Source organism: Pseudomonas sp. ATCC 13867 (assembly GCF_000349845.1).
Taxonomy (GTDB): domain Bacteria; phylum Pseudomonadota; class Gammaproteobacteria; order Pseudomonadales; family Pseudomonadaceae; genus Pseudomonas.
The window spans coordinates 4,397,648-4,421,281 of record NC_020829.1; the positions used below are offsets into that span (position 1 = coordinate 4,397,648).

Here is a 23,634-nt window from a genome sequence, read left to right on the forward strand (position 1 = left end):
GACGACATTAACTACTTGAGAGATATCGCGCAGGAGGCGCACTACCTAGTCAATTTGAATCCCCCTGCCCGCACCGTCGCAAGCGCCTTCAGGGAGGCCCGGTTGAGCGAATAGTAACGAGCGCACTTTAAATGTGTAGAACGCATCAAGGTTCAGCCGTCGGCTACCTTAGGCCTCCCTCTATGATCATTAATTGCCGCCTAGATGCAGCGGCTGTAAATCTCTTAGCTTCTGTATAAGCCGGATCGTCGTAGCAATCTTTGACACGCTCCTGCGAGTCAAATTCAACAAGGGCCACCCGCTGGTCCTACTCTTGAAGATGATTGGTCCTCCCCCCAAGTGGCGACCCCTTGCTATGGCCACTTGGGGCGTTCCCCTCCCTCCTTCGCTAATGATTAGCCGACTACCTACCAGATCGACTGGTTCAGCAGCTGAATCCATAGCCTCAAATAGCCCACTCTAAGTCAACCCAGGAATGCTCTCTTCGGCTCGCTATGCTCCGGCGAGCCAGTTATGCGATGGTCAGCATACGTATCGATCATGCTGCACGGGCTCTGAGCGCAACTCCAAGAGCATGCTACATCCATCAGCCCTCCACATCTCTCGAGCCACACCAGGGACCATAGAGATCAGCAGCACCATCCAAAGCAGCATTTCCGCCTAGGCTTGCTGCTCATCATTCATGTTTACTCCAGGCAGCAAGACACCCTGCCCCCCAGGCAATAGGTGTATTACCATTCGATTTTCGACAGGGAGGTTGTGATATGGATTTTGTGGCAACAGGAGCGTTGTTTCTGTCGGCAATTGGTTTGCTAATCGCCTACTTCGCCATGCCACGGGAAAATCGTGAGGATATGCTTGCGTTCTTGCAGCGCGCATTTGGAGCTGCAAAGACAACCGTCAGCGGCTGCCTAGGTTTCCTGGCATTGTTACTGCCATTTCTCGTAGTGCTCACATCGTTCTACGGGATCTGGCTGTTCTATTCCAGTGAAGAGCCTATCAGGCGAGGGGAAGTGATCATCGTTGGCCTACACATGATCAACAGCCTGTTCTACATTTTCATCAGTGCCAAGGTAGTATCCATGGCTCTGAAAGAGCGAAACCCGCAGAACCTCGACAACGCCGTTGTCGCCCCATACGAAAAAACCCAGCAATAGCTGGGCTTTTACTCGCTATACTTCGAGGTCGCTGCCGGATCTCGATCGCTTAGGCCGTGGTAAGAAACTACCCGCCTTGAACTTTGGATGATTAGCCCAAGCCTTTTTTCCGTTGGCGCTCTGGACTTTCCATTGATTTCCCTCAAGGGCCCGCCTGATGGCACCCTTCGCCGCCGAGACAGCATTGAACTTCTCGTTCCAGTACTCGACATAATCCCGCACTTTCTTATCGAGATGCGCTGCTAACTCATCATCCCGCTCAGACAAATGCTCCCGTAGCTCCATCCCCACTATTTCGAGAAATTTCTCCAATTGTATGTCGAGAATTTCTTTCTCAGCTGCATTGGCCTCTTCAGGGCACTCAAACTCCTTGACGGTGCGACCCAACACGACGAGCAGATAGGTGACCTTCGGATCAGCACGGGTGTAAGACTTGACGCCATCCGCCGAAATCAATTCGATGAATTGCAGGACTTCTTTCTTCTCAACGTTGGTACCGGTCATCATTCACTCCTAAGCAATCCTACTGAAGCCCAGCCCCGTCGCCCAGCCAAACCTGATCAGGCAAAAGCTCTGTCTCTAACGTTGGCCTGCCGATTGGCGCAGACCCTGCTGTTGAATAGTGATGCCTTGCGCTTCTTTGCACAAATCTAGCGCGCAGGCTGTCTTCGAGGCTGGGGCCCTCTATAGGTCGGTAGAGGCTTCTCGACAGGTGTGTATTCCAGTGATGCTGCCCTTCGATTCCAGTTATTGTGACCCACCCGCGCTGGAGGTTGTGTCCAGCCATTCCAGTAGTTGTGGTCCACGACGCCAACGATCCTGACCCACCCTTGAAATAGCTAGGGATGGTCTGAAAAAGCCCCAACTCGAAAAATGCGCCCCAGTAGCCACGCGACTTACAGGCCTGCAAACTCGAAAAAGGCAGGCTTTTTCAGAGTTTCCCTAGGCAACTGGTCGCCGCAGAAGTGAAGCGAGTAATTGCTACCTGCCAATATGTAGCCGCGGAGTTACATCTGGTTTGGTCTCGCGCATGTACTGGCCTTGGCCAGTACTTTTACTCGCCCTGGCTATCTCCAACTAATCGTAATCGACAGAGTAAGGCTAAAAGTGAGCGGCTAGGGAGACCTAGATCTATGCACCAATCATCAATCAGCGGAAATTAGCTATAAATTCTGCGTGTTCGGATCAGTGATTCACGGAGATAGTATGCTCTAGCAGACCCTGTCTCTACTATTCCCGTAAGAAGATCCAAACAAGCTTCGTACATTTTAAGACTTAGCTTGTCAGTGAGCTTAAAAAACTTAGCGATTGCCATTTCTAGGCAATATGCAGAATTTCCTTGAGATGTCAGAATGCTCGAATTCTTCCTGTACTCAGCTGCCAAAACATGAATGCCATCGTCAAAAAACAAGTCGTGGAATTGATACATGAGCGAGCATAGCGACTCAAAAACCAAGCTGTTACATGCTGAACGCCTACAAAATTCAAGCAAGTATTGCGACCCTGTCGTTATCGCTTTGACCCGATTTGGATGTTTCTGATACACGCCATCGCTGTACAGCATACCGCGTAAAAATGTATTTAGATCATGCTGATGACCTGAGTAAGGTGTATATACAGCATTTAGTGCAATTTCATGCAACTGAGACTCCAATAAGCACCAGAGTTCCCACATACCTTTATAGTCAGACCGTTGCTCCATAGCGGTGTCGAATCGAAGCTTAACAAGATATATAAAGCTAGGCGCTTGTTGGCATCCCGCCAGCAGAAGATCACGAACGGGCCTAAAATTATCACTTTTGCTGGCAATGACATGCTCGGCCAAGCAGTTCTGTATAACTACAGCCACATCATGATTCAATCGAAATGATCGATTTGACGAGCGATTTTTATGTTCATTTTCCTCCTCATATACTATTGAAACGGTCTTATATAAAAGACTAAGACTGTTATCATCATAGTTGCCGAGAGGGAGCATCAGCATCGGAATATGGATGCGCCACAAGGAGTGAGATTCCGGTGTGATTTCAGATGGGGAAAACTCAAATTCTGCCCCGAGAATCTTTTCTCGAAACTCTGAAACAAGCGTGCTCCATTCGCTAGGCGGTGTGTCAGGGTCGCTATTTGGAACCGCTCGCACGGACGTGTAGCGCGATGCAAGCTCGAAGCGTGCAAACTCCAAAGCTCCACTAATGCAGCTGCTAGCAAAGCTCTCATCCATGTTCCAGAGGTAATCACGCACTCCTTTAGCAGCAGACGCACATACATGTATGTTGACATGCGTTATCGCCGTAGCGATTGCATAATAAATCTCTTCGCGCGGTTCTGGATCAAGCTCAAGTTCCAAGAGCTTCGCAAGAACGTACGCACAAGCGGCAGCTCCATTAGAATCGGTAGCATCGACCGCCATATGACCGCTAATGTCATCCGAGTTCAAGTGGATTACTTGAGTTATCACCTCCAAGCACCAGTTAACATCCTCAACTGACAGGGTGTCAAAATAATCTCTTACTGCAACTGCAGCCGTAGTGGCAACCGCACCTAGCGCCATTATTTCAAAGCGCCCAACTTCCCCCTTAATTAGAAGGTCCAGGATTTTTCTTGCATCTGCGATAGCTTCGTCGACTCCAATCAGCTCAGAGCTGCTAGTTTCATTGTTTTCAAATTTTTTCCTAGACCACAGATAGAGTCGCTGGACGGAAAAGTCATGAGCATGAATTTCCTGGTGTTCACGCTGAGCCTGCTGAAGATCTTCGCTAAGGGCCTGAGTGGATTGAAAAATGATCCTATTGTTTTCCTCGTCCGGAACAGCCTCCCAGCTTCGCGTATCAACTCTATGAACCAAGAACTTCAGGCTGGTGCTTTCACCTGCCTCCGCAAGTGTGCTCAGTTCGTCAATAATCTCATACGCCGCAGATCTATCCTCTTCAATGAACTGGAATTTAACCAGTAATGCCTCTAGAGATTCCCCTCTCCAAGGCTTAAGAGCTGAATTTTTTCTCTCTTCAGCAAAGAACTCAGACCAGGGATCGAAGCGCATCGCAAACCAATTTAGTTCCTGACTGCCTCTTTCCTCGAGTTGACGAATTAGATCTAATGTGTAGAGATTGGTGCATTTAAGCAACGGGTACGCTGCACTGCCGACCTGCTTAGGAAACCCCACGGCTATAGAGGCAAGCACAGCTGTAGTTAACACTGAATTACTGCTTTTCAATATGTATTCATATATCCAAGAAAGTTCATTCTTGGGTGGCGGATTCTCTACATACTCAACTAACCAGTTCTCCAGGGCCATCAAGGCACATTGGAGCAAATAAGGCACAGTGGAGTGGCCGCGATATCCTTTCCACAAATGAGGTGATGCAAAATGGGATATCTGGGTTCCATCGTTAGCGCGAATCAGAACCGATCGAACCTCCATCTCATCAGGCATTTCCTGAAGCAGATCTTCACGATTCTGGCCATACTCAGATGCTGCAAACTTCGCGGAGCAAACGCGGCAAAGGTCTAGAATGAAATCTAGACCTTTGCGGGGATGATGTTGCAGCAGGTACTTAAATGGACCTCTCAAGCCACTTGCAGGAAAATAGTCTCTTTCATTTTGCAGGCCGTAAGCTTCATCCAGACCCATTGCGGATAAAGGGCGATAGCCACCCTGGTTATCGTCATCTGTTTCAGGTTGTAACCATTCATGCCTGGCAAGCCGCATAATGAAATCAGGGCGATGCCGGCAGAGCATGGGGGCCAAATCGCTAGCAAGAGCCAACCTGACAAGCTCCTCCACATAGTTGGGGCGGTCGCGCCTCAGCCTTGATGCAAATACATTGCGCTCTGCCAGTGCATTGAACTCTTCGGGTATAGCCGGAACTACTTTCAGCAGAACTTTCAGGACCTTAGTTCGTAGCTTCTCTCTTTTATACGAATCTACCCATTCAAGTAAAAATAAGCAGATGCCACCAACCGCAGGTGCCTCCGCGGGCAGTTTACTCCAGATACTTATAATATCCGACCATGAGTGAGCCACCTCTACAACATGAGGGAGAACTGACTCAGACAAAGACGCTCTATTCGAAAATATGAAATTTATCAGCGCCTCCCACCCGCGACCATATGGTTTCAATAACAGCAAGAATCCAGAGTCAGAATTTTTATCCGGATAGCCGCCTGCACCTTCTACAGGACGCTGGCAAGCAATACGTAGTATGAAGCTGAATCTAATTAGCAGAATGCATTGATTAGCTAATAATTTGTCTTGCAGTAGATTAAAAAATCTAGATGGGTCAGGGCTTAACAGTACGGTGGCGACAACCTCATCTTTCCAGTGGCTAGAAATATCATCCGCTGTAAGTATGCTTTCGATCAGGTCTGTCAATTCAGCTTCAGCTGCAAGCTTGAAGCCCATCCATAAGCGGAGGCCGCGACCAATTGCGGGCTCACTTCCGATTGCGGCTAGAAAATTATTCGGCGCCCCCAAATTTTCTAAGTATTCGTTTTCAATGAATTCGCCGAGAGCCCAGTCCTCCAATACATCATGAGAAGGGCTTATCAAAGAGCTACGGGCATCGCGGCGAATAAGATTATCTTCTTCCAGTTTGGCCACAACCGCAGGATCAAAACCTGTATCAGGAACACCAAATACCATTCGTTTTGCTCGCAGCTTTGCCACCTCAATAAAAGTGGCTCTGCGCCGAGCGGGCATTCCATTTCTGCGATCGGATTGTCTTTCAATGACCGAATTCCAGACAATTGTTCGGAAGTCGCCCTCGGTATTGCCGGACTCAAATTTGGCACCATTTGCAAGCGCGCGAACAGCAAGATCAATAAAGAACGGATTGTGCAAAAGCTCCGAGATGGCTGGATTTCCCGTTAACTGCCGCAGCTCAGGAACATTATTACAGATCTCTTCAACTTGTCCATCGGTGAAACCTGAAACCTTTACGCTCTTAAATTTCAAGCCGCAGGGTTGAAGGTAATTAAATGCCAGTTGCTGGTATGCATAATCGCGTCCTGTCGCAATCACGCACCATCCCCCTTGCAACCTTATGAAATTCAATAAATCTATAAAGGCTGCTGAGTTATTAAGCTCTAATACTTTTTCAATTGACTCAATGATCAGGATTTTTTCTTTAAGGAGAGAGAAATGGCTCGCCAATTGGTGTAGGTCTGAGCTGATCCCCATAGATACAAACACATCATTAAGATGGGGCTTGTCGAAATCCTCGGCCCTGACGTAGAAGGTGGCCGCGCTAGAGTCTCTGGACTGTACATAGTCTTTTACAACGCCAGATTTACCGGCGCCCCGTTCGCCGGTAACGAATACGAATCCACCTTCTTCGTAAGAGTCGCGTATCTCTTCAACAATGTCCTCTCGGGATACATGGCTCCCGCATATCGAATTAGAAATGCCTAGATATATATGGCGACTTCTCTCCCGCAGCTTATCTATATCCGCTTCAAGCGACTGAGTTACTCTGGCTCTGAATAAAGAACTCAAATCGGCAGGAATGTTATCGACTGTTAGTGTACCTGCATTCTGGTTGAATTCTTGAGCGGTCGTTACAATCTGTGCCAAAACTGCTGAGGGCGGTAGGTCAGAGTGTTGACGAATGAGCGAGCCAAGCATTGCAGCCGTAACTGATGCCACTTGGTCAAAATCATATGAAATAAGATGAAATGCCTTCAGGAATTCCCAGAACTCATTGTCTGACAATGCGTCGCCGCTTGCCCGAATTAATTGCGCTCGAAAAGCACTTAGTCGTTCCTTTTTCTTAGCGCTTGTGAAGCCTTTAGTTGTTGCTTTTTTGATAAACTCATCGGAGCTTGATGAATGACGAGCCCACTCAAGTATAGGAATAGTGCTGGAAAGATCGACCTTGGTCAATGGGCCAGTAACAAGCGCGATGGAGTCAAGATTTTTATTGAAGCCTTGGCTATTGAAGTCTTCCCATGCGGCTAAAATCACTTCGGCAAATACAGATTCTTCAGAGTCGCTTATCGTTATTTCATGTTTAATTTGAATTCGCAGATTTCGCTTGTTATTGGTTGAATCTTCAGAGATGACAAGCAAATCATCTGTGTGCACTCCGGCATATCTATTCTGGAAGCTAATTTCCTTTACGCGAGCATTGGTAGGCATACATGGGATAGGTGTTCCAGCTAAAAGCGCGACTAGAAATGAAGCCTGCACCCGGCTTTCAAAATTGACGCCACCACCTCCAGTGGAAAATGGGTTACTTTGCTCTTTCAGCTCAGCCATGCCAATAACTCTCCGTTCAAAATACTTTTCGTTGTGCCGACCTGGATAATTGCAAATATAATTGAGCTGGGCCGTTTTGATTATTCCAGCTCAATTTGCGGTCCATAGGCAATCGCGTCAACGAGCTTCAAGGCTTTCCTTGCTGCAGTCCTTGCAGGAGCGAGGTCCGCATGCCGGAGTATCTCCACCAGCATGTTGCGGTCTTCAGGATCAGTGGCGGCCTCCGCCAATAGTCGCGACCAATATCGGCGAGCCTCCAGACTGTTAGAAGCGACAATAGCGGTAAGCGCTTGACCCGCATTAACGTCTCCGGCTGCCACCCTGCGCAGGACAGCCTCGGCCTCGGCAGTCGCCCCCCGTTCAGTTCCTCTGTTTCGCTCTACTGCTGCAATAAGAGCCTCTCTTGCTCGTTCTGATTTGGCATATGCGGTTCTAACGAACACCGCCAGTTCTGTAGGAGGGGCGAGCAGCTGACGTTGGCGCAATGCCTCAAAAGCCTCCAATGCTGCAGCTCGGCGCTGACGGAATGGGTTGCGCTGAGCTGCATCGAATGCCCGTCGCACTTGGCCAATAAGCTGCCCCAAGTCATCTACCAGAGACGTGATGAACCAAAATGGTCTCTCTGTGCCTTGCTGAGAAAGTGCTGTAGCAACGAACGGCCACACCTCATGTGCTGTCAGTGTTTGCCGCCCTAGGACTTGCCGAATCTGTTCGGGGCCAAGGACGCTTAAGTCAAGCAAGAAACTTTCCGGGGGCAGGTCGAGGATTCCTGCATCGAGTCTGCCATTGGCGTTACCGACGTCCGCAGCGAACTGATCTGCAATGTCGGCAAACGCGCGCCGCATATGGTGCGGAGCTATTGGTAAGGCGTTGGCATCTTGTGGGCGCACGACCACATGCAGCCCCTGCCCTGCAGCGTTAAGGCGCTGAAAACGCACAGGAGCGGCACGCTCCAAAGTCCCCAGCAGTAGATTGATATCTTCAACTGTTGGTGCCACTGCTGACCTGTCAAAAGCATCCAGCCACTCTGGTGCCTCTGCAGGTACTTCTGGCAAAACCAGAAACAGCGATCGCAATGAGTCGCCTCGCTCCCCGGCTGTTTCAGCCTCTCGAAACCTTCTTGCCAGATCATCGACTAGCACGTTCCGGTTTAACACTTCGTCTGGTGGACGTGGAACACACTCAAGGTAGGGCCGGACACGCGTCGACTCTGCGAGGAGGCTGAGAAAATTCAGTACCTTATGCGCCTGCACGAGGGCGACGGCCCTTGAGGGTCCTCTCCCTGCATGGAATCCGGCAGCTCTTTGACCGAAAAGCAGTGATAGACCTTCGGTCGCTTGGATAAGCTGATCTCGATGCCGAACTGGATCTCCGACCCCTACAGTCAGGAACGAAGCCCTTGGGACAGGAGCTCTCAATATGTCTCGGACATCCCGAAGTACATCCCGCGCACTTTTGAATTGAGTTGGGGACAGCATGAGGGCTTCGTCGCCACGAACTTGTACCAGTATGGCTGATAGCGCTTGTTCTGCGGCCGCGCCAACAAGCCCCACTGGAGCGGCGAATCGCGCACAATCAACGCGAAGGGTTCCACGGCTGGGCATTCCCAGGCCAAGGAGCGCAAGAGTCAAAGCTTCCTGACTTGCTTCAAGCAAGCGAACAGTGCTTGTCCTTAAATACTGTGGCATCGCTTATCCATATTTTTAACGGCTTTGATAGGCCCCCTAGATCATGGCAGATAATGCCGAGCGTAGTGGCCGCTGTGTACGGAGCCAGTGCTTGTATGCCTCGGTCTCAATGCATCCATTGGCAACGACGGCCAACCACCACTATTCCGTACCGAGCCGATTGGTACAGCAGCAAGTGGATGTGCGCGCTACGGGCGAGGTTGTGGAAGTCTTCCACAACCATCTGGGGGTCAGCAGTCATACCCGGCAATATGTCTCTGGAATCAGCATGCAACCGGAGCACAGGCCGCCCAACCACCAGTATTACGCCGAGAGTGAACCCGCCGCATTGCTCGCCTGGGGTGAAAGGGTCGGGCCTGCGCTGCTGCGTCATCTGCAGTATCACCTGACCTATCCCTCGAGCAGAGCAGTCCCCACGCACTTTTTGCACGTCTCGCATTGCCCGTGTATTTTACAAAACAACCGATACAAAAATAAAAACCACGGCAAAGCGAGGACCAATATGCTCCCAGGAACCAGGAGATCAGAGCTTCTAAACGAGCATCGACGCGTGTCTCCCAAACGGCTTGGGCGGTACCGCAAAGGATCGTGGCTAGCTGGGGTATACCTGATCTTGACGATGGCCCACGCGACGGCAGGAGAGGTCGTGCGGGTGCTCAACTGGGCAAACTACGTTGACCCAGGCGTTCTGCAGGATTTCGAACGAGACACCGGGATCAAGGTCGACTACAGCGAGTTTCATTCCGCAGCGGAACTGGATACGGCGTTGGCGGCTGGCCAGCGATTCGACGTTATCGTCCCATCGGATTTTCAGCTCGACCAATTGATAGACCAGCAACGGCTCGTCGAGCTCGATCTGAACAGGCTTCCAAACCGGTCACAGGTGAGCAGTGAACTGCTTGCGAGGATCACGGCCCGCAGTCGTGCAGATCGATTCGTGGCGCCCTACATGTGGGGAACGGTTGGCCTGGTCGTCAATGAAGAACTGGCATCAAGGCTTCTGCAAAAACCAGTCGCCAATAGCTGGAGCGTTCTCTTCGACCCGGCCAGTGCGAACAAGCTGAAGTCATGTGGTGCAACGCTTGGCAGCGTGCCCGAACAAGCGCTCTCCCTCTTCCTGAATTACAAGGGAAGAAGCCTGCAGAACCAGAATGCCCGGGTCGTCCAGAAAGCCGCTCATGAGCTCGATGCCCTGGATCTACCACTCTGGACGGGCTCATTTTCGTCGTTCATTGCAGATCTCGCTGAAGGGAGAATCTGCGCGGCGATCACCTGGAACGGTATCGCTGCCACAGCCAACACCAAGGGCAATCTGCGTTACAGCATCCCGCAGGAAGGAGGGCTGGTTTTCATCGACAGCTTCGCCATTCCTCGAAACGCCCCGAACCAGGCCGCCGCCTACCGCTTCATCGACTACATGCTCAGGCCAGCCAATGCGGCGCGAAATGCCAAGGCCACGCACTTCACACCCAGCCTTGACCTTGAGCAGCCATCCAACCAGAAGCTGCTCTCTGAACGGACACCGCTGAGCTCCGACGAGAAGAGACGCTTGTTCCTCCCGGAGCGCTTTTCCACCGAGCAAAGACAAGCCATCGGCAAGGTCTGGCCCCCGCTCAGCAGCGCCGCTCACGAATAGACCGAGGGACCTGGCGCTACACGCCTGGAGCGCACTTTGCGTTCCAGGCCTTCCGAGACGGAATGACAGCGGCAGATGCCGCATCAGCTGTCATTAACCGGTCGGAAAACGAAAGCTCTGCCATAGCTCCGACCCAAGACTCTACGCCTCCTCCGATTGCCGTTACCCGGTAACCACAAGCTTCCTTCACCTCCGAGAAGAGCCCGTGGGCAACCTTGAGCCGGCCAGCCGATGCGCAGCTCCTATTGGGCATTTCCAAACCTCACGAGCTGCTTCGAAACAGGCAGTTCACCCTGCTTCTTCCGAACAAAATGATCTTTGTAACATTAACATAACGATCGTTGCGTAAATACGAAGTGCTTGTTAGTCTCCAAGACACAACAACTAGCGTTCTGCAGGAGACAAGCACCATGCACGCTTCCCTGAGTAAGGCGTTTTTGGAAGACGGGGCCGTTCTGATCAAAGGCTTCCTAAACAAGGAACAGTTGGCCCGATGCCGCGAGGCGTACGACTGGTCCGTGGAGAATCATGGTCCCAACGCGTTCCGCATGTTCGACGGCACCGAGCAACAGTCGCACGTCGACAATGCCAATCCGGTGGCCAAGTCAAAGCTGGAGGAATTGGTTTCCTCCCTGCCCTTCGGTCAATTGTTTGCCGAGCTCTGGGGCTCCAAAAACGTCTGGTACTTCGCCGAGGAGGTATTCCTCAAGGCGGGCGGTCGTGGCTCACGTACGCTCTGGCACCAGGACACCTCTTACCTGCCATGGGCGGGAAATCACTGGGGTAATGCCTGGATCAGCTTCGAGTCGGTACCCAAGACGAATGCCCTGGAGATCATTCGCGGCTCACACCGCGGCCCACGCTACGACGGCACCACATTCCTCGACCCCAGTGATCCGACCCAGCCCCTGCATGGCGGCGACACCCTGCCACGACTCCCCGATATCGAGGCGCAGCGCCGACAGGATCCGGACGCCTATGACGTTCTGTCCTTTGCCACCGAGCCCGGCGACATAGTCGTGCTTCATCCCGGATCGCTACATGGCGGTGCTCCGGTCGACGAAACATTCCCGAATCGTCATACCTTCGTATTCCGCTTCTTCGGCGACGACGCGACCTTCCGTCCGCTGCCGAGCCAGAGTGCTTCGGGCTATCCCGAGCAGGGCGTCCTCTTCACAGAGGAACTGAAGTCCCTGAAACCAGGCGATGCCTTCCGCCATCCGACCTTCCGCCAACTCGTATAAAAAAGAGGACGCCTGTCATGAGTAACCAGGATCTGAAGCGGCAACTGATCAACCCGCCGCATACCCAAGTGCTGTACGACACCTATCATTTCTCCCAGGCCAACCGTGTTGGCAATATCGTCTGGGTCTCCGGCCAGGTGGGAATCGACGCCAACTTCGTTCCCGGCGCCGATATCACTGAGCAAGCGCACCTGGCCTTCCAGGCCCTGCGCGGGATTCTCGAGGAAGCGGGCGGCAGCCTGGCCGATGTGGTCGAGCTGATTACCTTCCACACCGATCTGCAAGGCGAAGTCCATGCCTTCGGCCAGGTCAAGGACGAGTACTTCCCTGACCGCTATCCGGCCTGGAGCGCTGTCGGCATCACTCAGCTGTCGCTGCCTCAGTTGCGAGTGGAAGTCCGCGCGGTGGCAGTCATCGGCAGCGGCAAGGCCTGATTCGCCGGCATTGAAATCAACCGGCGCCTCATCGAGGCGCCAATCACCTGCAGGAGCGAATTAGACAGATGGCAACTCTCATCGTGAGCTACCCGGTCAGCGAAGGCGCAACCTTCGATCGTGACTACTACGTATCCCGGCATATCCCTCTGGCCCAATCGGCCTGGGGCGAGTTCGGCCTGCAATCCGCGGAGATCCTTTTCCCGGCGGCAGGACCGCAACCCCTCGCCGGCATGGTGATCATGCGCTTCGCGAATCAGTCGGACATCGATGCCGCACTCGCCTCCCCGAAAACCGCTGAGGTGGTGGGTGACGTCCCGAACTTCACCAACCTCACGCCTCAGATCTTTCGCGCAGACGACTGAGCTTGGGGGTAGAGTTTCCATCGAGGCGCGGCCGCCCTTGGCGGCCTTTGATGCTTTCATCCAGCAAATTCCCTATGCTGAGCAACTCGGAAGGCTCCGGCTCTTCCCAGTGAACGAACTTCGCCCAGCCAGCCATAAAAGCGCCATTCCCATGCCTGACACCCAACGCTCTCCCGCCACCACCGAAGCCCACGGCAAGTCCGAGCGACCTGCACGTCGCGGGCGCCCTGTGGGGAATCACGAAGAAAAGCGTACCGAACTCGTGAAAGCGGTGATCGAGGTGATCGCCAAGGAAGGTTACGCAGGCACCTCGATGCGCAGGGTTGCTCAGCATGCCGGTTGCACGACAGGAGCAGTGACCTACTACTTCGCAAACAAGGAGGAGATGGTCACGGCCGCGGCCCAGTCTCTGTTCGATGAGTTCGACACACTGCTGGACTTCAGCAAGGTAGGGATCGACGTCAGGACCATCATCGACCAGTGGCTCAACTGGACCAAGGCTGACGAGCCGGATTCGTGGCTCGCCCTGTTCCAGCTACTGGCTCATGCCAGGCACGAACGGGCCTTTGCTGACGTCCTGGAGCAGCGCTATTTCAGGTTCCGCGAAGTCTTTGCGTCGATCCTGGCCAAGGGCCAGGCCGAAGGCACCATCCGCGACGACATCGACGCCGACCTGCTCGCCGACCAGATCAGCGCAATGGGCGACGGCTGGATGATGTCGCAGCCCATCGAGCCCGAGCGCTTCAATCCCAAGCGCAAGCAGGCACTCCTGGACGCGGTCATTACCCTGATCTCCCCTCCCCAACCTAAAAGCGCCAAGCCTGCGTCCAAGGGTAAGCGCGCCACCTCGCGCTGACCTCATCGAAATTTCCTGAGTTTCCCTGCAAGGCCGGACACACCGGCCTTGTAGCTCCTCTCCGGCGAGTGGCCGCACGCCGTTTGCCGCTCGATCGCCTCCCCGCTTCATCCCCGCCGACCATCATCGAATAGTTCGTCCCTTCTCCCCCTTTGCTAGGGCAGCATTGTGCGGTACTTTTACATAACAGTTGTGATAACAAATAAAACGTACCCACAGGTGTGAACGATGGTCACAGAAAACGATAACAACGAGCTGTCGCTACAAGCTCGGCAGCGGCGGCAATTGATGCAAGCACTGGGAAGCGCAGCACTGCTCAGCGGGCTCGCGCTCAGCACGCGTGCCAATGCACAAGCGGCGCAGGATACCCAGGGCGATGTGCTCGACGTCGCCATCATCGGCGGCGGCCTCGCGGGGCTAACGGCAGGGCGCGACTTGCTCCGGGCCGGCAACCAGTCCTTCATCGTGCTTGAAGCACGCGATCGGGTCGGTGGACGCACCTATAACCACAACCTGGGTAACGGCGTGATATCCGAAGCAGGCGGTCAATGGATCGGCCCCGGTCAGACCGCCATTGTGGACCTGGCGCGTGAGCTCGAGGTCGACACCTTCCCCACTTATTACCAGGGCAAGTCGGCCTACCTCATGGGTGACGCCAAGTACGAGGAAGACACGACCGATGGCGCCAAGACCAATCCAGTAATCGTCGAGAAGCTCAACGCGCTGGCCCGCAAGGTGCCCAGTAAGGCGCCCTGGAAAGCCGCCGATGCGGCGGCGCTGGACAAGCTTTCGGTCGGTGAATGGCTGAAGCAGCAGGGCGTCAGCAATGTCGACAAGTTCGGCTTCAACATGTCCGTGAGCCTGACCTTCGGTAGCCCGCCCGCCGGCATGGGACTTCTGCACTACCTGTCGATGATCAACTCCTCCGACTGCAGCCTGGAGAAGCTCGAGGGCTTCAAGGGCGGCGCCCAGGAAACTCGCTTCGTGGGCGGCTCGCAGATCCTCAGCATCCGAATGGCCCAGACGCTCGGCAACAAGGTCAGTCTTTCCAGCCCGGTGCGCAGGATAGTTGGCTGGGATCGCGACATCGTCGAACTGCATACCGACAAGGGCATCGTCCGCGCGCGGACGGTTATCCTGGCCCTTAACCCGGCCCTGTGCGAGCAGATCACTTTCGATCCGCCGCTACCGGGCGGCCGCGCCGAGTTGCAACGACGCTGGCCAGCGCATGCACCCATGCGTAAGACGGTGCATGTCTACAAGCGCCCGTTCTGGCGGGACAAAGGCCTCAACGGCCAGATTGTACAGGTCGAGGGTCCGCTGATCCTTTCCTACGACAACTCGCCGCCTGACGGCAGCCTCGGGGTCCTGAGCGCCTTCGTTAAACCGGGGCAATTGCCTGTCGATCCCAAGGCCGCACAGGAAACCTTGTCCGCTATTTTCGCGCAGGCCATGGGTGACGAGGCGCTTCACCCCATGCAGTATCACGATCACGACTGGGGCAAGATCGACCCCTGGTCCCTGACCTGCATCTCGCCGATGCCACCCGGCTTCTGGACCAAACTGGGCGAATATCTGACCCCGTCAGTAGGCAGGTTGATCTGGTCAGGTACCGAAACCGCCGACATCTGGGCCGGCTCAATGGATGGCGCCGTCCGCTCCGGACACCGCGCTGCGCTGGAAGCGCTGCAAGCGCTGACTCAGAGCCGGAGGACCGCATGATGAAACGAGTATTCGTCATTGGCGCCCTCACGGCAGCCGTTGCGCTGGTAGGCGCTGGCGCCGTCTACGGCCCTGAGATTTATGCGGGATACCGCTTCATGAATGCCCTCGACGAGCATGATGCCGAGTATCAGGCAAATGGCGGCGCCTGGCCGCAATTGCAGGACAGCTGCGCGCTTTGCCACGGGGACCATGGCCAACCGCAGAACGCCCAATTCGCATCGTTGGCCGGCCAGAGCGAAGCCTACATCGAGGAGCAGCTAAGGGCCTTCGCCGAAGGGCGCCGCCACAGCCCTCAAATGAGCCCATTGGCGGCGAACCTGAACGACGAGCAGATCAAGCAGTTGGCCCATTACTTCTCGCGGCAGAAGGCTGGTCGGACGGAAAGTCCCGCAAGCGACAAAGAGCTCGAGCAGCGAGGCCAGGCCACGGTCACCGCCAAGGGCTGCACTGCCTGCCATGGCGAAGGGCTTGCCGGCGGCCCTATTGCTCCGCGTATCGCAGGCCAGGGAAAGCTCTACCTGATTGATCAGCTCTCAGCCTTCAAACGTGGTGATCGCAAGGATCCGACGCAGGCCATGAATGCATTGGCCAGCTCTCTTTCCGAGGGAGAAATCCTCGCGGCAGCGCATTATCTGTCCACGCTTACTCCCGCCAAACAGTAACCATTGCCCTTCTCGGTGGGCATGGACGCCCACCACTTTTTCCGGCCCTGTGATCAGGCCTCATCCCTTCTGCTATCGCTGCCAAGCCAGCGGCCTGAACAACCCATTCTTCCCCCGTCAGAACGATACTGCGCATCACCCTGCACAAGCGAACAATCAGTCATCCGAAAAGCAAAAGCCGCCTGGTCAGGCGGCTTTTGCTCAGGAGGCAATTGGGGTGCAGGTAGTGTTTGCCTGCGCCACAGATTGCAGTCAGCGGGCCGGTAGCATTTCCGACGAGCCTTTCAATCGCTCCAGCGCCCCATAGCCGTAGTAGAACTGACTCAGCATGAAGGCCCAGGTGCTTAAGGCGAGAACATAGAAATTGAGAACCACGTTCGTCTCGTCGCCTGGAATCTTGTAGAAGTCATAGATGCTCGCAATCGCCTGGCCAGCGAGCATCGCGATGATTACGCCAAGTGCCTGGAGATAGGCTCCGACGCCAACCAGACGAGACGCGAAATAGACCAGGTAGATCGAGAAGAGCGACCACATCGCGACATAGAAGTAAGGAAGAGGCTTGACCATGAAGTCCGCCAGGATGAGCACAAAGGTGGCGGCGAAGGTAACCAGGAACATCAGGAAGTCCTTGGACTTCGATGGCTTGTACCCATGTGTGACGGCCATCAGGCCAATGATGCTGATGATGGGAACGCCGAACCCTCTGGAAAAGGCATCGAGAAAGTGCGAAATCTCGTAAGCGATGCCAGAGTTGGTCAGGAAGAAGATCAAGGCATTGGATGCTGAAAAGGCGATCACCAGGCATTCGACGCCCAGAAGATAGTTTCGCTTCTTCAGAAATTTATATCCGAATACGAATCCGGAGAGAACCAACAGGAAACAAGCAAAACACAACACCAAAGTTCTGGCGTCCATAACGGCAACCTCGAAATTGAATGGCTGATCAATTGGCTTGCGGTGCTAGTGCCGCAAGGTAGTGGGCAACTGCCCGCCGATCGTCTGGGGAAAGTGTGGAGGTGATTGCTTTCATCACTCCGCTGGGTTCGCTTCGTTTGCCGCTGGCGAACGCATCGAACTGGGCGATCAGATAGTCCACGCCCTGACCGGCAAGCCGTGGGAACTGCTCATGCCCCATCAGGTGCTCGCCGTGGCAAGCAATGCATCCTCCGGCCGCTACCAGCTGCTTTCCCTTATTGCGCAATGCCGGATCCGCCTGGAAGCTGCTGTTCTCCCGGGCTTGCTGCCTGGCGTAGTAATTCGCCAGCAGGTCAATCTCCTGCGCACTCAGCGTCATCGCCAGTGGCCCCATGTTCGGATAGGCCCTCTGTCCGTTCGCAAAATGCTGAAGCTGAGTCGCCAAATAGGTCACTGGCTGTCCCGCAAGACTGGGGTAACGCTGGTTAAGCGAACTACCCTTGACACCATGGCAGTTGACGCAGGTGTCCGTCAGATGCGGCCATGGACCGCCATCGGCCTCGTAGGCATTGGACGAATCGCTGATGTAGCTCTGCAGACGGTAGAGACCGAGAACATCGCGACCATAGAAGGCCATCAGAATGGCCAGCACTGCAGCAACGCCAAGCAATATGAATTTCTTCATCGTCCGCTCCTACGCCTGACGCAATGCATTGAGGGCATGCAGAGCGCTCTGATGGCCGGAACGGACCGCGCCGTCCATATACCCGGCCCAGATGTCCGCCGTTTCCGTGCCCGACCAGATCAGGTTGCCGCAGGAAGGCCGCAGTGCCTCGCCATGGGTGCTCCAGAAACCCGGTGGAATTGCCGAGACACAGGTGATAGTCCAGGGATCGGCCTGCCCCCAGTCATGCTCGTGATACGACACCGGATGCAGCGCCTGCTCGCCCAGCGCCTGAGCGTAGATTTCCGCCTGCATGCGCTGCGCTGCCTGCCGATCGGAAGGAACCCGCGCATTGGAGATGAAGGCGTTGATGACACCGATCTCACCGCCGGGTGGTGAGTTGTCCCAGGCCCAGATGACCGGGCCATCGACGGTCAACACATGACCGTTCAAACCCTTCTCCCGCCAGAACGGCCGGGAATAGACCATGGCACTCTTGCGTGCGGGGGAATGCGACGGCCAGGCCTGCTGCAACGCGGCGCGACCTTCGGGCAAGGGCGGGTCAAACGTGACCTGATGGCACAGCGCGGGATGGATGGCCACGATGACCCGGCGCGCGCGGATTTCCCCCTGGCCGGTGTGCAGCGTGACGACTGGGCTATCCCAACCGGATATCTCGCGGACCGGACACGACAGGCGCACAAGGTCGCCCAACTGCTCGGCCATCTTCAGACAAAGTATCTGCGAGCCACCGACCAGACGTGTGCCCTGGGCACTGTCCTTGATCGAGTCGAGCTTGTCGTATTCACAACTGGCGGAGTTGATCATCGAGAGGAAATGCAACAGCCCCATCTTGGCCGGCGCCACGCCACCACTGAGCAGGAAACTGGCATTCCACCCGCCTCTATCCTCGGGCTTGATGTTCTGTCCGGCCAGCCAGTCGCCAGCCGACATCTTGTCCAGCTCGGCGACCTTCGGAGATTTCCACGGTGCTCCCGAAGGCACGTCCCGTGACATTTCGCTGAGCTTGGCAGCGAGCGCAGGATCGGTGCCGAAAGTGCCCTTGAGATCGATCTCAAGGTGCCCCTCTCCGCCGAGAATGACGGTCCGGCCATCGTAGTAGGTCGGAAAGGTTCCAATCTCCAGCTCGCGCGCGAGATCGGCGACTGCGGTCTGTCCCGGCCCGATCCATTGGCCGCCGGCCTCGGAAATGAACCCCGACCCCAGATCATGGTTAAGGGTGCGTCCACCAACGCGATCGCGAGCCTCCAGGACAACGAAGGAGCGACACCCTGACAGATGCAGGTCCCTTGCAGCCGTCAGCCCGGCCAAGCCGGCACCAATGATGGCGACATCCAGAACATCCTTCTCGCCTGCGGATGTCGCGGAGGTTCCGGCAGAAGGCTCCGCAGCAGCTGCCAGGCCCATCTTCAGCCCCAGCCCTCCGACGGCAGCGGTAGCCCCTGCAAACTTGAGTAATTGCCTTCGCCGTAAGTCGAAAGAACTATTCGAGGAGGACTTCTTAGTCATGCTTTATACCTCACGAATTCTTGATTTTTATTACCCACAAAACAGCGTCTTTACGGCAATGAAAAATCGGCATCACATCTAAATAAATCTTTTAAAACCAATGCGTTGCCGAACCAGTGAACTCCGGGTGCGGCCCGGAAAGCCCAAGTCAAATAATCGGTTCTTGTTTTTGACTTCGGATGCCGAAGTGACGCTTGAATGCGCACTCGACAAGCGATGCCGATATGCAAACCCGTCTCTGAAACGTTACTCATCCAGCACAGCGCACAAGCCCCACGCCTGTAGCGGCTTACACGTGGTGATCACCTCTGCTGCGAGCCTTGCGGTTGGTGTAGTCATCGAGCCGGTTCGCCGCACCCAGCGCCAGATTCATCACACACCATTGCAACGGGTCAGGAAGCATCGCCGGGGTCTTGTGCCGCAAGGCGGCCAGAAGTGGATGTTCGATACCACCGATTCGCTCGGCGAGCAGATGCCCCATGAGCGATTGAGTCCCCACCCCGTGTCCGGAACATCCGGCCGTGTATAGGATGTTCTGCTGCGCACCGGTCTCACCGACCACCGGCAACGCGTCGTAGGCAAAGCTGATGTAGCCACTCCAGCAGGCCTGGATACCAAGACCACGCAAGGTTGGAAAACGATCGTTCAGCGCCAACGCCAGTTCGCGATAGGCGGCATGATCCGGTTCGTTCGGCGTTTGGGCGCCATATACGTAACGCAGCCGCTTGGTCGTCAGTACAAGCGTATTGCGGGCGGTAAGACGATGGCTCTCCATGGTGAAGTGCGAGGTCACGATCCCTTCACGATTGGGCCAACCCAGCGAGTCCAACTGTGCGGAGGAGAGCGGTTCGGTCTCGATTGCAGAAACCTTCAGCGGCATCACTTTGTTCTGCAGCAAGCCCAGCTGAGGCGTATAGGCGTTGGTTGCCAACACCAGGAAAGGAGCACTCGCCGTGCCTCGGGCTGTCCGGCACTGAATGGTCGGGCCTTCCTGGTACGACAGAAGAGCCGTGTTTTCATACAGCTTCACCCCTGCCTGAATGGCCGCACGCCGCAACCCCATCACATATTTGCCCGGATTGAGCGTGCCACCGCCGGGGACATAGCAACCGAACAGGAACGCGGGCGGTATTCCACGAGCGCGCATGGCGGCGTAATCGAGAAACTCACCGGGGGAGCCCAGTTCCAGGCCTGTACGCATACTCTCGCGAAGCTTCCTCTCCTGGGAGGGATGGACCCCGGCGCGGATGATGCCCGAGGCGTTGTAGTCGCAGTCGATCCCGAGTTCGCCGAGCCTCTTTTCGACATAGGAAACGCCCTGATCGTAGAAGCGAACGATTTCCTTCGCCTGCTTGCGGCCAACGCGCTTGAGGAACAACTCGTATTCAAGCCCCTGGCCGCCGGCAAGGTACCCCGCGTTGCGGCCGCTGGCACCAAAGCCGGCGAAATCCTTCTCCAGCACTATCACCTTCGCGCCCAGTGCGGTGAGCTCCAGGGCAGTGGAGAGGCCGGCGAAACCGGCCCCCACCACTATCACATCGGCAGTGACGTGACCTTCGAGCTCCGGCTGCAAGTCGTCCGGTTTCTCGACCCAGCCGCCAAGACTGCGAAACGTTTGGGCTCCGGCGCCACGGCCGGCACTTTCATCTGGATAATTCCCACGCATGGCCAGGCCTCCTATCGGCTCAGGATATGAATTGCGACAGCGCCCTCTTCCACACCCACGAGTCCGCCGCCGTTCTCCTGAATCGCATGGCGCGCGCCCTCGACCTGACGTGCTCCCGCCTCCCCACGCAACTGGGTGGTGAGCTCGTAGAGCTGGCCGATGCCAGTCGCGCCGAGAGGATGCCCCTTGGATTCCAGGCCACCAGACGGGTTGATCGGAATCCGGCCGCCCACGGTGAAGTCACCGCGTTCGGCACAGGGCCCGCCCTGCCCCATGGGAGCCAAACCAAGGTTTTCCGCCTGGATGATCTCGCCCATGGCGGATGCGTCGTGGACTTCGGCCACATGCATGTCCTGGGGGCCCAGACCGGCGATCTCGTAGGCCTGCAGCGCAGCCAGGTGGCTGACATGCTTCTCCGACTCGTCGATGCCCCGCAGCGTGAAGCTGCGGATCACGCTGGCGGCGATCTTCACGCAGCGCCGCGGGTCGGCACCGATCCGTTTCAGGCCGGCCTCGGTGCAGATGATCGCGGCGGCGGCGCCGTCGGTCATGGGTGCGCACATCGGCAGGGTGATCGGATAGGTGATCGGCGGCGCCGCCAGCACTTCCTCGATGGTGAAGGGCTTGCGGAACTGGGAGTACGGGTTGTGCACCGAATGGTTATGGTTCTTCGCGCACACCGCCGCGATCTGCCGCTGGGTGGTGCCGTAGGTTTTCATGTGCCAACGGCAGAAGCCGGCGTAGATGGACATGAAGCGGCTGTACGGACGGTCGGACTCCGAGCCGGGCGGCGGCACTATTCCGTCCCCCATCTTCGACAGGATGGCGAAGTTTTCCTCCGCACGGGCTACGTCCCATCCCGCTTCGAACAGGGCGAAGGACTTCGCCTTGTCGGCCACCACCATCTTCTCGCAGCCCAGGGCCAGCGCAACATCGGTCGCGCCAGCACGCAGGCTCTGCACCGCCAGGTGGACAGCAGTGCTGCCAGATGCGCAGGCGTTCTCCACGTTGTAGGCCGGCACACCTTCGATGCCGATCTTGCTCATGACCACCTGCCCGGGAATGGACAGCTGGCCCTGCAAGGCTCCGTTGGTGATGCCGGCGTAGAAGACGGCCCCGATATCGGAGCGTTGTGCGCCGGAATCAGCCAACGCACCGTTGAGCGCTTCCAGGGCCAGCTCTTCAAGCTTGCGGTCCGGATGGCGACCGAATTCGGTCATGGCAATGCCGGCGATATAGATTGGTTCCATCAGAGCTCTCCTCGACCTCAGATCTGCCGGTTGGCGGCTTGCCAGTAGCGTGCGCGCAGGTCCTTCTTCAGGACCTTGCCAACCGGGCTTCGTGGCAGGGCATCAACGAAGTCGACGGTCTTGGGCGCCTTCACCGACCCCAGGCGCTCCTTGCACAGCGCAATCAGCTCTTCGGCGCTGACGCTCTGCCCGGTGGCCAGTTCCACCACCGCCTTGACGCTCTCGCCCCACTTCTCGTCCGGCACGCCGATCACCGCGCAGTCCTGCACCGCCGGGTGACCCCAGAGCACTTGCTCAACCTCGCTCGGGTACACGTTGAAACCACCGGAAATGATCATGTCCTTCTTGCGGTCGGTGATGTGGAGGTAGCCATCGGCATCAAGGTGACCGATATCGCCGGTATGCAGCCAGCCGTCGATGATGGTTTCCGCGGTCTTCTGCGGGTCCTTGTAGTAGCCCTTCATGATCAGGTCGCCACGCACGCAGATCTCACCCGTCTCGCCCTGCGGCAGGATCTGGTTGTCGTCGTTCATGATCTCGACCCGGATCAGCGGGTTGGGCCTGCCGACCGAGGACAGCCGCTCGTTGCCTGCGACAGCGCCATCGACGAAGTGCTCGCCTGGCGTCAGGTGTGCGATGGCGCCTGGTGCTTCGGTCTGGCCATAGCCTTCCATCATGACCGGCCCGAAGACCTCGATGGCCTGGCGCAGCTTCTCCACCGACATCGGTGCCGCGCCGTAGAGGAAATAGCGCAGCGACGAGAAGTCGACCTTCTTGTTCAGGTCGGGAATGTCCAGCAGTCGATAGATCACGGTCGGCGGCAGGAAGAACTCCGTGACCTTGTATTGCGGAATCGCAGCCAGCAGCAGCTGCGGATCGGGCTTGGTGATCACCACCACGGTGCCGCCCCTTGCCGTGCAGGGGAAGGACAGCATGCCGGCGGTATGGGTCATCGGCGCCGCCGCCAGGTTCACCGGCCGGATGTCCGCCGGATAAGGGGTATTGATCATGAAATGCGCGAAGCTGGTCTGTACGCTCCGATGCGTGTTCATGACCCCCTTGGGCAAGCCTGTAGTGCCACCGGTGGGACCGACCCAAATCACATCGTCGGGGTCAACGGCGACCCGCGGATCGGTGCTCGGTTGGTCCTGGACGAAGCTCTGGAGCGACTCCGCACCATCTACATCCCCATCGACGCAAATCCATAGGCGGACCTTGGGCAGCTGCGGGCGCAAGGAGGTAATGGCTTCGGCGAATTCACGCTGGAAGAACAGGATTTCGCAGTCGAACGCGTCCAGCACATAGCGGTTTTCCTCGGGCGCGTTGCGCGCGCCCACCGGAATCCAGCATTGATTGGCACGCCACAGTCCCAGCGCGCAGAGCCAGGCCGTCACATCGTTGGCCGCCCAGACGGCGCCCTTGGTTCCGGACGCGAAGCCCCTGGCCAGAAGGGCATTAGCAATGCGGCAGGACATTTCACCCGCTTCGGTGAAGGTCGTGACCTCACCGTCCTGGATGTAGGCCGCGCCGTTCGGATTGCTCCGCCAGCCGCGGTCGAAGAAATCGATAATCGCCATCTTCGTCAC

General features: G+C 56.2%; 18 protein-coding genes. 8 read left to right on the plus strand and 10 right to left on the minus strand.

Features of this window, described 5'->3' with window-relative positions; all coding sequences use genetic code 11:
- Positions 1-163: 163 nt before the first annotated feature.
- Positions 164-298, minus strand: a complete 135-nt coding sequence (locus H681_RS27285; protein WP_080636241.1) for a DUF1330 domain-containing protein — start codon at positions 296-298, stop codon at positions 164-166.
- 466 nt (positions 299-764) lie between these two features.
- On the opposite strand from H681_RS27285, the gene H681_RS19690 reads away from it, so the two are divergent.
- Positions 765-1,157: a hypothetical protein gene (locus H681_RS19690; protein WP_015478645.1), complete on the plus strand. Its 393-nt coding sequence runs from the start codon at positions 765-767 to the stop codon at positions 1,155-1,157.
- Positions 1,158-1,172: 15 nt separating this feature from the next.
- Here the strand turns inward: H681_RS19690 and H681_RS19695 are convergent, their stop codons facing one another.
- The 3 genes from H681_RS19695 to H681_RS26970 form a co-directional block, all read right to left on the minus strand.
- A complete protein-coding gene (locus H681_RS19695) occupies positions 1,173-1,661 on the minus strand; it encodes a hypothetical protein (protein WP_015478646.1) in 489 nt (162 codons plus the stop codon).
- Between the two features lie 655 nt (positions 1,662-2,316).
- Positions 2,317-7,413, minus strand: a complete 5,097-nt coding sequence (locus H681_RS26035) for a hypothetical protein (RefSeq protein ID WP_080636242.1) — start codon at positions 7,411-7,413, stop codon at positions 2,317-2,319.
- A gap of 80 nt (positions 7,414-7,493) precedes the next feature.
- On the minus strand, positions 7,494-8,489 hold the full coding sequence (locus H681_RS26970) for a hypothetical protein (protein WP_236620489.1): 996 nt from the start codon (positions 8,487-8,489) through the stop codon (positions 7,494-7,496).
- Positions 8,490-9,192: 703 nt separating this feature from the next.
- Here H681_RS26970 and H681_RS26045 point away from each other — a divergent pair.
- The 7 genes from H681_RS26045 (at position 9,193) to H681_RS19750 (ending at position 16,023) form a co-directional block, all read left to right on the plus strand.
- Complete coding sequence (locus H681_RS26045) at positions 9,193-10,737, plus strand: extracellular solute-binding protein (protein ID WP_157883340.1); 1,545 nt, start codon at positions 9,193-9,195, stop codon at positions 10,735-10,737.
- A 410-nt stretch (positions 10,738-11,147) separates the two neighbouring features.
- Entirely contained in the window at positions 11,148-11,981 is an 834-nt protein-coding gene (locus H681_RS19725; RefSeq protein WP_015478653.1) for a phytanoyl-CoA dioxygenase family protein, read from the plus strand.
- A 17-nt stretch (positions 11,982-11,998) separates the two neighbouring features.
- Positions 11,999-12,415, plus strand: a complete 417-nt coding sequence (locus tag H681_RS19730) for a RidA family protein (RefSeq protein WP_015478654.1) — start codon at positions 11,999-12,001, stop codon at positions 12,413-12,415.
- A 68-nt stretch (positions 12,416-12,483) separates the two neighbouring features.
- Complete coding sequence (locus tag H681_RS19735) at positions 12,484-12,780, plus strand: EthD family reductase (protein WP_015478655.1); 297 nt, start codon at positions 12,484-12,486, stop codon at positions 12,778-12,780.
- Between the two features lie 151 nt (positions 12,781-12,931).
- A complete protein-coding gene (locus tag H681_RS19740; RefSeq protein ID WP_041712714.1) occupies positions 12,932-13,636 on the plus strand; it encodes a TetR/AcrR family transcriptional regulator in 705 nt (234 codons plus the stop codon).
- A gap of 228 nt (positions 13,637-13,864) precedes the next feature.
- Positions 13,865-15,358: a flavin monoamine oxidase family protein gene (locus H681_RS19745; RefSeq protein WP_041712157.1), complete on the plus strand. Its 1,494-nt coding sequence runs from the start codon at positions 13,865-13,867 to the stop codon at positions 15,356-15,358.
- Complete coding sequence (locus H681_RS19750; RefSeq protein ID WP_041712715.1) at positions 15,358-16,023, plus strand: c-type cytochrome; 666 nt, start codon at positions 15,358-15,360, stop codon at positions 16,021-16,023. Before H681_RS19745 ends, H681_RS19750 begins: the two co-directional genes overlap by 1 nt.
- 252 nt (positions 16,024-16,275) lie before the next feature.
- On the opposite strand, the gene H681_RS19755 is transcribed toward H681_RS19750, so the two are convergent.
- The 6 genes from H681_RS19755 to H681_RS19780 all read right to left on the minus strand — a co-directional run bounded on the left by H681_RS19755 (position 16,276) and on the right by H681_RS19780 (position 23,625).
- Entirely contained in the window at positions 16,276-16,938 is a 663-nt protein-coding gene (locus tag H681_RS19755) for a hypothetical protein (protein ID WP_015478659.1), read from the minus strand.
- A gap of 28 nt (positions 16,939-16,966) precedes the next feature.
- Positions 16,967-17,623, minus strand: coding sequence for a c-type cytochrome (locus H681_RS19760; protein ID WP_015478660.1), 657 nt, complete (start codon positions 17,621-17,623; stop codon positions 16,967-16,969).
- A 9-nt stretch (positions 17,624-17,632) separates the two neighbouring features.
- A complete protein-coding gene (locus H681_RS19765; RefSeq protein ID WP_015478661.1) occupies positions 17,633-19,132 on the minus strand; it encodes a flavin monoamine oxidase family protein in 1,500 nt (499 codons plus the stop codon).
- 289 nt (positions 19,133-19,421) lie between these two features.
- The gene (locus H681_RS19770; protein ID WP_015478662.1) at positions 19,422-20,798 is read right to left on the minus strand and encodes an NAD(P)/FAD-dependent oxidoreductase; all 1,377 of its coding nucleotides are present in this window, start codon (positions 20,796-20,798) and stop codon (positions 19,422-19,424) included.
- Positions 20,799-20,809: 11 nt separating this feature from the next.
- A complete protein-coding gene (locus tag H681_RS19775) occupies positions 20,810-22,048 on the minus strand; it encodes a thiolase family protein (RefSeq protein ID WP_015478663.1) in 1,239 nt (412 codons plus the stop codon).
- Positions 22,049-22,065: 17 nt separating this feature from the next.
- Positions 22,066-23,625: an AMP-binding protein gene (locus H681_RS19780; RefSeq protein WP_015478664.1), complete on the minus strand. Its 1,560-nt coding sequence runs from the start codon at positions 23,623-23,625 to the stop codon at positions 22,066-22,068.
- Positions 23,626-23,634: the final 9 nt, after the last annotated feature.

Bases quoted from the DNA above. Each gene is read 5' to 3' on its own strand.
- H681_RS19745 (WP_041712157.1), top strand. From the start codon at position 13,865: ATGGTCACAGAAAACGATAACAACGAGCTGTCGCTACAAGCTCGGCAG.
- H681_RS19725 (WP_015478653.1), top strand. From the start codon at position 11,148: ATGCACGCTTCCCTGAGTAAGGCGTTTTTGGAAGACGGGGCCGTTCTG.
- H681_RS19760 (WP_015478660.1), bottom strand. From the start codon at position 17,623: ATGAAGAAATTCATATTGCTTGGCGTTGCTGCAGTGCTGGCCATTCTG.
- H681_RS19765 (WP_015478661.1), bottom strand. From the start codon at position 19,132: ATGACTAAGAAGTCCTCCTCGAATAGTTCTTTCGACTTACGGCGAAGG.
- H681_RS19755 (WP_015478659.1), bottom strand. From the start codon at position 16,938: ATGGACGCCAGAACTTTGGTGTTGTGTTTTGCTTGTTTCCTGTTGGTT.
- H681_RS19780 (WP_015478664.1), bottom strand. From the start codon at position 23,625: ATGGCGATTATCGATTTCTTCGACCGCGGCTGGCGGAGCAATCCGAAC.
- H681_RS19735 (WP_015478655.1), top strand. From the start codon at position 12,484: ATGGCAACTCTCATCGTGAGCTACCCGGTCAGCGAAGGCGCAACCTTC.
- H681_RS19740 (WP_041712714.1), top strand. From the start codon at position 12,932: ATGCCTGACACCCAACGCTCTCCCGCCACCACCGAAGCCCACGGCAAG.
- H681_RS19690 (WP_015478645.1), top strand. From the start codon at position 765: ATGGATTTTGTGGCAACAGGAGCGTTGTTTCTGTCGGCAATTGGTTTG.
- H681_RS19770 (WP_015478662.1), bottom strand. From the start codon at position 20,798: ATGCGTGGGAATTATCCAGATGAAAGTGCCGGCCGTGGCGCCGGAGCC.
- H681_RS26035 (WP_080636242.1), bottom strand. From the start codon at position 7,413: ATGGCTGAGCTGAAAGAGCAAAGTAACCCATTTTCCACTGGAGGTGGT.
- H681_RS19730 (WP_015478654.1), top strand. From the start codon at position 11,999: ATGAGTAACCAGGATCTGAAGCGGCAACTGATCAACCCGCCGCATACC.
- H681_RS19775 (WP_015478663.1), bottom strand. From the start codon at position 22,048: ATGGAACCAATCTATATCGCCGGCATTGCCATGACCGAATTCGGTCGC.
- H681_RS19695 (WP_015478646.1), bottom strand. From the start codon at position 1,661: ATGACCGGTACCAACGTTGAGAAGAAAGAAGTCCTGCAATTCATCGAA.
- H681_RS19750 (WP_041712715.1), top strand. From the start codon at position 15,358: ATGAAACGAGTATTCGTCATTGGCGCCCTCACGGCAGCCGTTGCGCTG.